Origin of the sequence: Bartonella sp. CL435QHHD (assembly GCF_042195095.1) — a bacterium.
In the GTDB taxonomy this organism is placed as follows: Bacteria; Pseudomonadota; Alphaproteobacteria; order Rhizobiales; family Rhizobiaceae; genus Bartonella.
This window is the reverse complement of the sequence record NZ_JBHINS010000065.1, coordinates 1-13808: the sequence shown is the minus strand read 5'-3', so window position 1 is coordinate 13808 and position 13808 is coordinate 1. Positions and strand designations below refer to the sequence as shown.

Below are 13808 nucleotides of genomic sequence, written 5' to 3'. Positions count from 1 at the left end.
ATAGCTGCATATGTTTTTTCTGATCCATTCTCCATGGCTAAACAAGACCGTATTGAAAATGGAGAGTATGGTTAGCAAGCTTTATGGCTCATGGATGTTTTTTTATTACTATTCGTAGCGCATATTGTCCATGACGATAAAAATGGCATAGAGGTAATCCGTATTATTTCAGCACGGCGAGCCAATTTGAAAGAGAGGAAACTTTATAAAGAAGAAAGTTCGTTATAAAATTGAGGTAGGTAACTTATCACCTTTGACAGATGAACAGAGAGTTGAAGTTGATAAACTGGCTGTAATGCCGGACAATGCAATTGATTATAGAGATATTCCGTCACTCAATGATGCGTTCTGGAAAAATGCCGTTCGCAATCCATTCTATAAACCACCCAAAACTGTTACAACAGTGCGTGTGGATTCAGACGTTCTAGCGTGACTTTAAAAGTCAAGGGAAAGGATATCAAATGCGTATTAACGCCATTTTACGTGATACTATGCTTCGTTCAATGCACTGATTTCTCCTCCACTTAAAAGCCGGGAAGGGGGAGCCCATATTCTAAAAATCTAAGCAGCTTTCACTGCAGAGTTCTCTAAAATTCGTATTGCTTTTGCAATTAAAATTGTATAGCTTCGATCTTTAACTAACTAATTCTAAACAATACAATATATTTTGGATACACCACCTTCTCGTGGCCACTAAGATAACTTGGGAAGCACCTGCCATCTGATAAGACTATAGACATTGTAATTATGTTAACTTTATGAATACCATTAACTTTTTTTCTTATAAATATAAAATAGATCCAGCCTCAGAATTAGTTAATATCAATGATGCTGATAAATTTTTATAGGAAAGAAGATACGATTTTAACTGTGATAATCAATGTGCTACTTTAATAATCGAAAATTTTTCTGTGAACTCGAAGATCTGCTATTGGATTTATGTTTTAACGGGAGAAAATAGTCCTTATAATCCTGAAGTTATTGATTCTGAAAACGACTTTCAGAATATTCCTAACCCACGTTCTAAAAATCAGATTGAACAGAATAAGCAATATTTTGGAATTTTGATTCCTATAGAGTTAACTCTTTTTTCTTCAAATAAAGAGTTAAACAAATTCTTGCAGCTACACTACAAAAAATCTTTTCCCCCGAAAACGATTGATATTTCACCTGATATTGTTGGTAAGGAAGAGTTCGAAAAAAAATTGCGTTTAATTAAAGAGATAAAACTGAAATATACACAACCAAAACAATCAGACTTTTTTGCAATGCAATCAGAAGGCAACTTGCTAAAGATGGCTAAACTTGTGTTGGGTGAATTTCCCACGGATGATTATACTGAAATAGAATTCGGCTTGGATATCAAATTTAAAGAAAAAAATAATTTAAAAGAATTTTTTTTGAACTTTTTTAAAAAATATGAAGTAAATCCCGTATTTAAAAACATAAGTTTTGTTGGAAAGACACATAATAATTTTGATATAATCTTTAATACTGAAAATTTTCAACATAAATTTGCTATTAAAACAAGTAAAAATGATAATGGTATGTATAATGAAGGAAATATAAAAGAAAAATTAAAGCATGAAATTGTAAATTTTACTGTATCTATTTAATAGAGCTCTGTAGCGTGTAAATAGATATATTTATTAAACTGCGTGTACGCAACATAAGGAAGAATACACAGACTAAAAAAAGTACCAAATTATGGTATTTGAATATCCAAGAGCAATATCTAAGTACCAAAGTATGGTATCCAATGAAAAAGAAAACTTGTGCTCCACGTACTTAGAAATGACAGGCAAAGAAACAGTTTCTTTATAAATACTTGGGAAAATTAAAACGACAAGCGCTAAAATTATTAACTTTAGGAGACTGTGCATATACTGATATAACTCACATGTTAATCTCTTCCAACCTTTTGTATTGCCGCATTTATATTGTGGGTTGTTTTGCAACTCAGAAGGGATATTAGAATTGCATAAAATTGCAAAAACAGTTGTTACGATCACCAAAGAAATAGACGCGAATGTCAAAATACCCTGAATAAGTCAAGATTTTTTCTTATTCCTAAAAAACATACAAATATAAAAATTATAACGCCAAACAAGGCTTTTCTCTTCTTATCTGTAAACATATTTATTTCCTGTGAAAAAATTATGATCTCAATTTCTTAAATTATTTTCTGATATAAAAACACAAACTACCTTTTAGTCTTTTTAGCATTTGCTTTTCTTTTAATAGCAATGTCTTCTATTGCATCCAGTTGCTTTTAATACTTTAGTTAACCTCGTCTATGATTTATCTATAGTTGATGATAGCTTTAAACACAGAGCTCCATAATCCCAAACTCTTGCTTGCATTTTGATACCCAAATCCACCTTTCAACAAAGCCCATCGCACTGGCAACCCTTTCATACAGATTAAAGAAAAGCTCTGTTATTTCAAAAGTACACGAAAGGGAATCATAATTGCCGCAACATTTTTTGAGCTGATGCTGGCTACTCATGTTTTAAAAAACAAATATTTTGAAATTCGCGTATCCTAAAATCCTTAATTTGTATTAATGGATTTATTTACTTTATAAATTTGATACTATAGAGCTATTTTAGCTTCTAGAAATATATTGTACATTAAAAAAACTTTTTAATCACTCTTTAAATGCATATCCAATCCAAAAATGATCAGCACTTTTCACTATTTTGCTACTTTTTAGAAATCTATTTTAAACTCTCCTATCATTAGTTCATGAAGAGTTTTGGTGCGTGAAAGAAGGTCTTTTTCAATCTCTTCACAATACTTAGAAAAATCTGTTGCTCTTGGAATGATTTTTTTAGACATGCTTTCTACGTTGCTCTGCAAAATGCGTTTTAAGGACTCTTTCAAAATCAATAAGGAAATACCTTTGAGTTCAGTTTGATAAGCTTGAGAAGAGGTATTATAGTCCATATATTTTCGCGTGTGGAAGCTACCACAAGAGAACAAGCGAAAAGTATTAGAGATATCATCATTTGAAGCTTTTACAGCAATAAACCTGTGAAGCCATATGCAAGTCTCAAGTGCATTTTCTTCATTCGATTTTTGTTTTTAATTTTCCATACGACACACGGCTATTTCAGGCTATTACTTTGGGTTGATTAAGATTTGTAAGGAAAGTTGATTGGCTAGCAGTTAAGGCTGAGTTTAAAGACTGGGATTATAAAACCCAAGGGCTGAAAGAAGCCGGTGCGGCTATCGTGGCATTGGCTGTCACGGGGGCGCGGTTACGGGCGGAGCAGCCTTGGGTGCTGCCAGTGCCATTACCGGTGCTTTGGGGCTTGGCTCGAGCACCGCCATGAATGCGGTTATACAGGCAGGTGTCCAAGCATTGATTGACAAAAGCGCTGTGGCTTTTGTCAATAATCGCGGCAATATTGCCGGCGCCTTGCATGAGCTTGGCTCTTCAAAGAATGTTCCCAGCATTGTCTCATCGATGTTAATGGCGGGCTTAACCAGTCAAATAACGGAAATGGCAGGTGTTGGACAATCTTTGCCAAAAACCGCTCCTTTTGTCGATCGTATCGCCCTTGAAGCGAAAAAAAACTTGATCAAAGCCGCCATTGGCACGAGCGTTCAAACGGCTCTTGAGGGTGGCTCTCTTGACAAGAACTTTTTTAACAATCTGCGCATCGCCCTGTCTGATACGGTTGGCAAATCGTTGGCAGAAGAAATCGGTACCGCCAAGGCAGAAGGCAAAATAGACACGGTCACACAGATCGTTGCCCACGCTGGTCTTGGCTGTTTAAAAGGCGCGGTTGCGAGTGGCGCTTGCTCTGCCGGTGCTATCGGCGGGGCCTGTGGGCGAAGCCACTGCTATGCTCCAGTTTAAACTGTGGTCCCCCAATTTTATACAAAAAGAAATAGCAGCATTGGATGGTCGTATTCCAACGGCAGAAGAACAAGCGCGTATAAATGCAAAGATTGAAGCACAGTTTGCTGACTTTAGCGATCATGCCATTGATGTCGCACGGGCTGTGGGGGGCTTTGCTGCTGCCCTTGCTGGTGGTGATGTCAATAAATACTGGCGCGGATGCCGCTGGAAATGCTGCGGAGAATAATTTTCTTCCTGCGGTAGCAGCATTAGCAGCATTCATTGTGTCGCTTACACCAGAAGAGTTGGCAGCTCTGTCTCTTTTTATGGCTGGCGGAGCAACTGTTGTTGGATCCTCTAGCAATAAGACGGCTATAACGGATTTCTTTGGCTATTTGTTTGCATTGAAAAATGCAGAAGAAGACAGCGAAAAAACAAACCAAAACTCAAAAGAAGAAAAAAATAAAAATTCTCAAACGGGCAATGAAAATCCACAAAACAATAATGATGATAATGATGGAAAGGGTAAAAGGCTTGGACAAGTCAGGAAGCATCATGAAAAAAAAACGCGATGAGAAAAAACAAGAATTAAATGATGAAGGATGTAGAACATGCAAAACAGAAATAGTATTCAAAACTAAGACGGATAAGGGGGTAGTAAGATCTCGTGCGGATATCGTTTATATAGAGAATAGTAAAATAAAAATTGGCGAGGTAAAAACGGGGAAGAATGCTAAATTAAGTGAACAACAAAAGATTTTGAAAGAGGCATATAAAGAAGGAAATGCTGAGTCCACAAAAGGAAAATTTATAAAATTTTTTAAAGAGAACAAAGAGTTCTTAGAGGCATATCAAGAATCTTTCAAAGATTTTAAAGGAAGTGGCAAAGAATTAAACCAAGCTAGTAAAAAATGGGTTAAAGAACAATTGAGTAATAAGTTAGACAAAACAGACATTAACGTTTTTCATTGTCTAGGACTTTTTGAATGAAAGTGAATAGCGATGCGAACTAAAGACGTGACAGAGATTTTAAAAACGCTTGGCTGGGAACCTTATCGTGCTGAAGATGGTAGTATGTTTGCGCATTATCATCTTCCCGATCGCATTGTAGGCATTAGTTATGATGTTGTAGATTATGGAGAGGATGGGGGAAAGTTTCGGCTATCGGCTAATCTTACCACTGCTGCTTATTGCCTTGCTTGGGAATATGCTAGTGGTGAAGTATCACAGGATAAGTATGAAGATACGCTGTTTTCTGCGAAAGAGGATTTCGATGTTACAGCTTCAGATCTCTCAGAAAGCCATGTTAAGGAATCTTTAAATAGGGTTATCGCTTGGGCGAAAGCACAAGATATTGAACAAAAATTACGTGAAAAAGCAGCCAATCATTCTGCTGTTGCAGAAGCATTACTTGGTGATATTGAGGCTTTAAAAAGTTCTAAGTTTACACCCCAATTACATGTACCAGAATTTTCAGATTACAAAACAATAGGGTGGATTGAGCGCCTCATTCTTTTTGTGCAAGCTTATAAAAACGGGGAGTTAGATGACACTTTAGCGCGTAAAAAACCTAAACAGAGGTCGATGAGTCTTACAGCAGCAACTCGCATTTTTAAAATTCAAGGGTGGTTTTCCACAGAGCTTGGGAAAATGTGGTTGGTTTTGCCGGATCGTTTTATTAAGTTAGATTTTGGCTTTGTACATCTCTATGATCAGTATAATGTTCATCTCGAAGCTGAAATATCTAATGAAAAGATTTCTGTAGCTTGCGAATATATTCACTATAGGAGAGAATATAATTGGATACGACCTACGGATATTTATAAGTCTTTTAACACGATAGGAGGAGGGATTTTTAGTGGTTTTGATAAAGGAATTGATATTTGTGTAGAGACATTGAATGAGCAAGAGCTTATCAAAGTCTCTGAGCGGGTGATACAGTGGGCACGTGCCCAAGATTTACAAGCATCAATAGAAAGCAAAACACGTGTTCAAAAGTATAGCTATTATCCAGCTGTGATTTGGCATTTGGCTTGTTTAGCATTGACAGGTCAAATTGATGTCCTAAAATCCTATCAAGATTCTATCGCAGAGGGTAAGCTACCTGACCATTTGCAAAATCTTGATAAAGAACTGGAGGGGTATGTTAACCATGCCGTTAAATTTTCTGAAAAACATCTGAAAATCCTTAATGAGCGAGAGTCAGCAGAAGCACATCTCAGTCCACAAGTTTTGATTACTTTCAATAAAGTTACAGAGCAATTAAAAGAAATGGGTTGGACAGTTTATCGTGATAAAAACTACAATCGCAATGCTTATTTTGTAAGTAAAGACCGTATCATCAATATAATGTATAACCTTCAAAGTGATGAAGAAGAGCCGATTGTTGCATTTAAGGCTTCCCTTTCAACACTTAGTTTTTCTACGGCTCATAGAGAGATTTTCTATAATATGCCTCAATATATAGCCCTCAAAGAAGCAGAAGAATTTTATACAGTTTCTAGTACTGAATTGGCTGAAGGCAAGCTAAAACAGATCAGTGCGGATGTTCTTGAATGGGCTGATCGGCAAAATATTAATCAAATCATTTATGATTATGCGGCTTTGCCAACAAACAGTGAACTTGATCTTGTAGCGCGTCACCTTATTGCGCTTGTTTTGATTGGGGATGTTGAAAAGCTCAAATCTTATAAGGAGAATTTTAGAAAGGGAAATCCTTTAGGTTTTGTGGAAGAAATCTCAAAATATAGAATTGATAATCTCCTCACTCTTGCACGGGGTTATCGAGCAGGTTTTCCTAAAAATGCTCCGATTTTAAGCTTGGATCCGCAAACAGCATCTGTTGCTTCCAAAACTATTGCTGTTGAGGCGACAGAGGAAGCGGATGAAGTGGATGACACTGATGATCATCTCACCATGGAAAGTGCTCATGCACTTTTAAAAAGCTTAGGCTGGTCAACCGAGAAAATCAATGAGAATGACCATATGGCAAGCTATCAATTGGCTGATCGTGAAGTAGATATTCTTTATAACGACGAAATTGCCAAAGACTACCCGCAATTTGATAGCGCCTTTATGATTAGCACGGGCATTCTTTCCACCGCTTGTAAATTCATTGATCCTACCCACACGGAAGATATTCCAGATATACAGCTTAATTTTGAAGCAAAGGGGTTAGAAATCTTTGAACCAGAAGTCACTGCGGATCGCTTAAAGAAAGCACTTGATGATGCGCTAGAATGGTCAGTCAAAGACATTGACCTTTCTAAAAGACTTCGCTCTGATTATGGCACTGCTCCTTGGCAACAAGATGCAACATCTAAAGCAGATAATACGGATTATGCTTTACTTCATCTTGGCGCTCTTGCTTTATTGGGTGATGTTGAGACCTTACAATCTTATCAGAAAAGCTTTACGGCAGGTGATCACCTAGGNCTTTATTGGGTGATGTTGAGACCTTACAATCTTATCAGAAAAGCTTTACGGCAGGTGATCACCTAGGCTTTGACGAGAGCATCAACAAAACCCACCTTGAACGTGCATTAGCTTTAGCCAAAGAAGTAGCAAAGGTGAAGCAAGTGAGCTACGCTTTGATTGAACGGGTAGCAAAAGATTTTGATGATCACTCAGAGCTTTCTAGCGAGGAATAACCTCGCTCTTGGAAGGAGAGTTTATTTAAGTCTATTTAGAACAAAGAATAAATTGATTATTTTGAAAAAATCGAGGGGATTATGAATCATGAAATGGATAAAGAAAAAAAGTATGGGGGCAGCTGAGCCGGTGGAATTTAAAAGTCAAAAAGTTTATCAGGAAGATGAACTGTTTGAGCCCGAAACAGTTTCTTCTTGGAAAGAAGAAGGACAGATAGTAACGGGTACAAATGTGGAAAGAATGGTATCAGGAAGAGCACCTATTGGAGTCGATTTTAGACCTATTATGTTACATCCTGTGACACAAGAACAAGATAGTCCTCTCGTTGAGGTTCTCTACTCATTTTATCAAGGCAGGAGTTTGCTTGCTCCTACGAATCCAAAGACAAATTTTATCAGAAAAGTTATTTGTTGGATTTCAAAAAAAAATTCCTAAGTAGGAAAAAAAGAAAAAGTAATTATTGCAAATATTGGAGTAATGTCCCTAAAAGGCGCTCTCTAAACTTTAATGATCACCTCCTTTAATTCCATCATATATTGTAAATGCGAGATGATTGTACAGAGACAGATGAGAAAAGAGCTCCGTCAAGAACATATCTCTTATGATTTTATCAATCTCATCTCAATTCCATTGGCTATAGTAGAAAAAGATTGATCATTAGGAACACTCATTATGAGTAAAAACACGCTGTGACTTATGGAGAAAAATTTATGAAAAGTTATACTTTATCAGATGTTGCACAATATGTTGATATGCATAGTCATGTTATTAATTTTGGTACTCAAGATAATGCCCCTGATGATGTACGGATTAAAACAGCTGAGAACACTCTTGGTTTACAATTTACCTCTTCCTATAAGAATTTTTTAAAAAATTATGGAGGAGGAGAAATTGGAGGTGAAGAAATATTCAGTATTTATGAAATCTGTGCAGGTATTCCTGCTGGTGATATTGTTTACCGAAATTTGCTCGATAGAAGAGATGGCTTTACGGACCCCAAACAACTTGTTATCTGCACAACTGATTTTGGTGAAACCTTTTATTTTGATTATACGCAGTTTAGGGATGGTGAATGCCCTCTCTATCTCAAGTATACATCTGAAGATTCCGAATATTACGCAAGTAATTTTTATGAATTTCTCTGCAAAAGAATTAAAGAGTATGCAGGGGAAGATTCATGAAAACTTATACCTTAGATGATGTTATACAACTAGTTGATAAATAGGATAATTGTAATTTATAGACTGTTATGAAAACATCTCAATAGAAACTGATCATTATAGAGATGAGAAAAATCCCTTTTAATAGACCGTGTCAGTTTTGTCAGTTCTTTTTAGAGCCTATATTATTTTTTTTAAATGAGAGAAAATTAAAATCATTATATTTCAATAAGTTAAGTTTTATCAATTTTTAAAAATACAACTTATTAAACCAACCATAACAAATAAATACAACTATAAATATATATTTGTCAGTTATGTGTCAGTAAATTGAACTGACAAAATAGATTATTTTAGTGAGTGATTAAAATGTGCTTTATGAAAAGCATATGCTCCTTTAAAGCCTTTCAAAAGATAGTTTGTAACTCATAAGAAGTGCTATCAAGACCATTATGGTTATGAGTTTTGAAGATTTTGAGTATTTTGAGGGTTCCTTTTACGCCCCTTTATATATTTTTTTCAATCAAAAAATAAAAGTTATTATATTTCAATATGTTAATGTTTTAAATAAACAACCTATATTACACACAATACGTAAATACAATCTATAATATATATAAAAAGGGGTTTTGAAGGTATTTTGAAGGTTTTAAGCACCTTCAAAACCTATAAGTAATATAAGAAAATGAATATATATAACTCTCTTTAAACAAAGCTTTTGATAACAATAAAGCTATCATTTTAGATTACGGTATAATCTTTTAAAGGCAATGTAAAAGAAGCATATTCACTTTAAGATAGGATTTCTTAAAAGTCTTAAAGCAATCCAAATAAGGGTGTTTAAAAGTGCAAGTGTTCTCTTTTTAGAATAACGCATATAAACACTCCTTTTAAGATTGTAGGTAATCAACTTACAAAAGAGGTATAGATATGATTATAAGCTCTATACCCCTTATGAGTTTAGCATACCCATTATGTGAGCATGTTTTATAAGTTATTCAGTTTCTCTTAGTTCTAATTTTGGTAGTTTTTTCACGATTTTCATTGTTTCTAAACTTACAGTAATAACTCTTTGAAACAACTCTAGAGGGTAGGCAGGGTTGCCAATGGTTTCAACAGCATAGCGATTGGCATCATTAACAATGCCGCTCTTTTTATCAGTCTTTACACATTGACGCCCCATAACCCATTCAAGAGCGGGTCTACCATTAACGATATACTCATAAGCTTCAAGAGGGATATCTGTCATTGTGATATTGCTATTATAAATAACAGTGGTTTTATCTTTCTCTTTACCTGCTTTTGCGAATTTCATTTCAGTTACATAATAGAATTTCTCAGGATTAGAGATTTCTGTAACTTTTGGATTACCTTTTTTAAAGGTCACAGGATAAGGTTCTACAGTTTCATAATTCACGTGCAAATGACCCAATTCACGTCCTGCTGTTACGAACTTCCAAAAATCACCAGCGCTCTTTACACAAGGGATACGAGGCAATTCTTTAGAGAGGTTATCAGCATAACGAGCACGATAATCTTCCGAATGAAGTAGACCGTAAACATAATAGAATAGATCATCTTTAGCGATAGTTTCATTAGGATAAGCGGCTTTAAAATATGCCAATCCTTCATCAGTAATGGCATCACGCCTTTGTAAATCAGCTGTTGTGCTTTCTTCTATAGAGTTTGTAAATAAAAGGGATTGTTTTTTATTTTTTAAAGATTCAGTATCTTCGTAAATATAGCGTGGAAAACATTGACCTTTTTCTATTGCATCTAGATTAGGTAAATCCTTACTCATCAAAACAGAAAAACCACACCTTGCTCCTATGCCTGTAATTTGAATTACTTGATTTTCAACCGCTTGTCCTATCGGAAACATACGTGGTATTCGAGAAACCATTTCATTGAAACTGCGATTGTAATAAAGCCACTGCTTTGTAAAAGGACGATAAAGACTTTGCGTAAGACAGTTATTGTCAAAAGGAAAGAGTTTTGCTTTAAGCAATTTTTTTTTGAGATGATAACTCCAACTGATTTTACTTGTATCGGCATTGATGAAACTGTCTACAGCCTTTTCACGTATTATACTATCAACATGCCCATAGGCTTCATTAAAACGCTTTACTTCACTATTATAGAAAGCAATCATATTGCTCATGTTCTTCCCTAAAGCCTCAAGGCTCGAGTTATATGCTTAGGCATCACGGTTAGTTACAATACCACAAGAATAAGTCTCAAAAAGCTTTTTATCATGCCCTCTTTTAACGCCTAAAGCTAAAAATGCGTTGAAACTGTCATCACGTTGATGAATCCAGTCACCATGCTTGTCTGGTGTAATGAGTTGCCAGCCTTGTTCATGGGTAATACCATCAATACTGCAAAATTCGTCAAGGATCTCAAGTTTTCTTTTAGTTGTAAGATTACTACCAATGTCGTGATAGTAAATTTTACATGATTCAGTCACATTGGGCTTTTTGATAAAGAGCGTTATAGCGATACCGGTCATACTACCATTGCCAAAAACATTTTCCCCTTCTTGAGCAGCCCCATTACTTAACATGTTTTTACGAATATCTCCTCGTAAATTGAGTACGTAAATACTGCTAAATTCTTTGGCTAAAGATTTTCGTAAACCGTCCATTGTTGGCTTGTCTATGTACCCAGAACCAGAAACAAAGCCGATTATTCCAGCATTATCAATACGATCACTAGCCCAACGAATGGCACGAATATAGCTGTCATAAAGTGCTTGCACAAAAGGTGTTTTAGATTGAGCAGCATAGATTTCACGAATATGGTTATCTAATAGTGGATAAGGGGTCTTCTTTGCGTTGTCATTCGCACTCTTTTGACCAGTTGAATAAGGAGGATTACCAAAAATAACTTTGATATTGAGCTTTTTCTGGTGTTCTAAATATTCACTGTTTTCTTTAAACAATTCCTGTAGCAGATTCTTCTCTTCAAGCATCCGAAATGTATCAGTCAAACCAATATGCTTGAAAGGGATATACTCACCTTTCATAAGACTATGATAGGTCGATTCAATGTTAATCGCTACTATGTAATAGGCAAGTAAAACAATCTCATTGGCATGGATATCATGACGGAATTTGTATTCCATATCCTCTGGTTTGATGAGATTGGATTGTAAAAGCCGTGTGATAAAGGTACCCGTTCCAGTGAAAGGGTCAAGAATAGAGACGCCACGTGATCCCAAGCTTTTGCCAAACTCTTGCTCTAAAACATCATCAACAGAATGAATGATAAAATCAACAACCTCAACGGGCGTATAAACAATGCCAAGCCTATCCGTGGTTTTCTTAAATGCCTTGGCAAAAAAGCTTTCATAAAGCGTAATAATAAGATTTTGCCTTGCTTGTGGTGTGGTAATCCCAGAAGCACGAAGCCTTACACTGTTATAAAACTCTTGTAATTCCTTGGATTCTTCCTCGATATTGGTTTTATCCAGTTCTGTTAAGATTTTTTCCATTGCTTGCGAAATGGCATTGTTTTGTACAAATTCATTGCCCTCAAACAAAGCTTCAAACACGGGACGCGTGACAAGATGTTGCGCTAACATCTCAATCGCTTCCTCTTGTTTGATTTCACTGTTTAAGTTGTTCTTTAGTTCTTTATGAAATGCATCAAAAGCATGAAAGGCTTCACTGGTTTCATCAGAAAGCAAGTTTTGAAGATGCGTGATATGATTTTGTGCAATCTCAGCAACATTGCCCGCCCAATTTTCCCAATAATCCGCAATAGCAAATTTCTTCGCAATAAGGGTTTTCAGAGCATTGGGAAACTCTTTATAAAAAGGTAATCTTCCTGTTACGCTATGAATAGTTTGTGGTTCATGAGCGGCTTTTCCAATCTCAAGCCCCATATGTTCTGATTTTTCATGGATATGGATTTTATCCTCAACAGCGGTCATGCTCTTTAAGGCGACAATCTCCAAAGAATCACTAACATCTTGCCCCAAAATCATCTGGTTAAGGGTGATTTCAAAATTCTCATCATGAGCAAGCAAAGCATTGATCACTTGCCAGACTACCTTGTATCTCTTATTGTAGCGTAAAGCATGTTCAGCAGAAACTCCAGCAGGGATCCCAACGGGTAAAATGATGTAGCCTCTCTTTTTACTTCGTGCACGCCGCATGATACGCCCCACCGCCTGTATGACATCCACATAACTTTTACGCGGGTGTAAAAACATAATGGCATCAAGAGCAGGGACATCCACTCCTTCAGACAGACAGCGAACATTGGTGAGCACACGGCAACTATTTTCCCCCGCATCTTCTTTAAGCCAATCAAGGGCTTTATTGCGTGATTTGGCACTTTGTTTTCCGTCAATATGAGCAAAGGTACAGTGAAGAGGCGGCGTCTCTTTATAGAGTTGATGAAGATTAAATAATTCTTCCTGTATTTCTTGAGAATTGAAGGTATCACGGATACGTTCAGAAGTTTTAATGTCTTTACAAAAAACCAAAGCCCGCCGCATAGGGTTAGGATCATCACTTAAATCAACCTTTAGATCTATTTTGGCAAGGGCTTGATAACAGCCTATGATCTTGGTTTTATCATCAAGAATAAGTTCATAATTCTCATCGGTCATCAGATGTTGAATGGATTGACTTACTTCTTTTTCATTAACACCCAAAACAATAATCTTATAAGGTGCTAAAAGTTCATTCTGAACGGCTTTTGAGAAAGTATAGGTATAAAGCTCTTTTCCATAGAGCTCTTCATCATCCATAGATGCTAGAATGGCATTGATCTCATTGGCTTGCTTTTTAGCATCATCCGTAAAGATTTTAGGGGTTGCTGTCATATACAGCCGTTTTTTACCTCGAATGATGCTGTTATCATGAACCTTGATAAATTCAGATTCATTGTTTTCAGTTCCCAATGAAGCCCCAGTGGTTCTATGCGCTTCATCACAGATGATCAGATCAAATTCGGGTAAATCATACTTTTTTTGCGCATCCGAAATCACTTGGATTGAATGGTAAGTCGAAAAGACCACGGTCATCACATCAAGAGAAGTCTTATTGGCTTTACGCGCAAGGGCTTTCGCATCCGTGGTAGCAGGGAGAACAAGATCTGATGTTTCCATGCCAACAATATCATCTTGGTTTTTACGA

General features: G+C 36.2%; 6 protein-coding genes and 5 pseudogenes. 8 read left to right on the top strand and 3 right to left on the bottom strand.

Translation table 11 applies throughout. From position 1 onward, the window contains the following. Nucleotides 1-90 precede the first annotated feature (90 nt). The 3 genes and pseudogenes from ACFILH_RS04760 (at nucleotide 91) to ACFILH_RS04750 (ending at nucleotide 1616) form a co-directional block, all read left to right on the top strand. Nucleotides 91-228, top strand: a complete 138-nt coding sequence (locus ACFILH_RS04760; protein ID WP_375637499.1) for a hypothetical protein — start codon at nucleotides 91-93, stop codon at nucleotides 226-228. Then, a pseudogene (locus tag ACFILH_RS04755) lies at nucleotides 206-512 on the top strand (BrnA antitoxin family protein). The gene ACFILH_RS04760 and the pseudogene ACFILH_RS04755 overlap by 23 nt, the downstream one beginning before the upstream one ends. Before the next feature lie 399 nt (nucleotides 513-911). Continuing rightward, a complete protein-coding gene (locus tag ACFILH_RS04750; RefSeq protein WP_375667452.1) occupies nucleotides 912-1616 on the top strand; it encodes a hypothetical protein in 705 nt (234 codons plus the stop codon). Here ACFILH_RS04750 and ACFILH_RS04745 read toward each other — a convergent pair. After that, nucleotides 1609-2137, bottom strand: a pseudogene (locus ACFILH_RS04745) (hypothetical protein). The gene ACFILH_RS04750 and the pseudogene ACFILH_RS04745 sit on opposite strands and share 8 nt — an antisense overlap. 1012 nt (nucleotides 2138-3149) lie before the next feature. Between ACFILH_RS04745 and ACFILH_RS04740 the strand changes: the two are divergent. The 5 genes and pseudogenes from ACFILH_RS04740 to ACFILH_RS04715 form a co-directional block, all read left to right on the top strand. Then, nucleotides 3150-4104 (top strand): annotated as a pseudogene (locus tag ACFILH_RS04740) (DUF637 domain-containing protein); the annotation flags it as partial. A 301-nt stretch (nucleotides 4105-4405) separates the two neighbouring features. Then, nucleotides 4406-4840: a hypothetical protein gene (locus ACFILH_RS04735; protein WP_375658085.1), complete on the top strand. Its 435-nt coding sequence runs from the start codon at nucleotides 4406-4408 to the stop codon at nucleotides 4838-4840. Between the two features lie 12 nt (nucleotides 4841-4852). After that, nucleotides 4853-7500 (top strand): annotated as a pseudogene (locus ACFILH_RS04730) (DUF6990 domain-containing protein). Between the two features lie 88 nt (nucleotides 7501-7588). Then, nucleotides 7589-7936 carry an HNH/ENDO VII family nuclease gene (locus ACFILH_RS04720; RefSeq protein ID WP_375660688.1) on the top strand — a complete coding sequence of 116 codons (348 nt, stop codon included), beginning with the start codon at nucleotides 7589-7591 and terminating at the stop codon, nucleotides 7934-7936. A 275-nt stretch (nucleotides 7937-8211) separates the two neighbouring features. Then, nucleotides 8212-8682, top strand: a complete 471-nt coding sequence (locus tag ACFILH_RS04715) for an SMI1/KNR4 family protein (RefSeq protein ID WP_375621053.1) — start codon at nucleotides 8212-8214, stop codon at nucleotides 8680-8682. Nucleotides 8683-9655: 973 nt separating this feature from the next. On the opposite strand, the pseudogene ACFILH_RS04710 reads toward ACFILH_RS04715, so the two are convergent. Together ACFILH_RS04710 and ACFILH_RS04705 are read right to left on the bottom strand one after the other, a co-directional pair. Next, nucleotides 9656-10846: pseudogene (locus ACFILH_RS04710) on the bottom strand (type ISP restriction/modification enzyme); the annotation flags it as partial. Nucleotides 10847-10858: 12 nt separating this feature from the next. Then, a partial coding sequence (locus tag ACFILH_RS04705; protein ID WP_375667449.1) for a helicase-related protein occupies nucleotides 10859-13808 on the bottom strand: 2950 nt, incomplete at its 5' end.

Coding starts and splice junctions, on each gene's coding strand:
- ACFILH_RS04760 (WP_375637499.1), top strand. CDS start 91: ATGGATGTTTTTTTATTACTATTCGTAGCGCATATTGTCCATGACGAT.
- ACFILH_RS04735 (WP_375658085.1), top strand. CDS start 4,406: ATGAAAAAAAAACGCGATGAGAAAAAACAAGAATTAAATGATGAAGGA.
- ACFILH_RS04720 (WP_375660688.1), top strand. CDS start 7,589: ATGAAATGGATAAAGAAAAAAAGTATGGGGGCAGCTGAGCCGGTGGAA.
- ACFILH_RS04715 (WP_375621053.1), top strand. CDS start 8,212: ATGAAAAGTTATACTTTATCAGATGTTGCACAATATGTTGATATGCAT.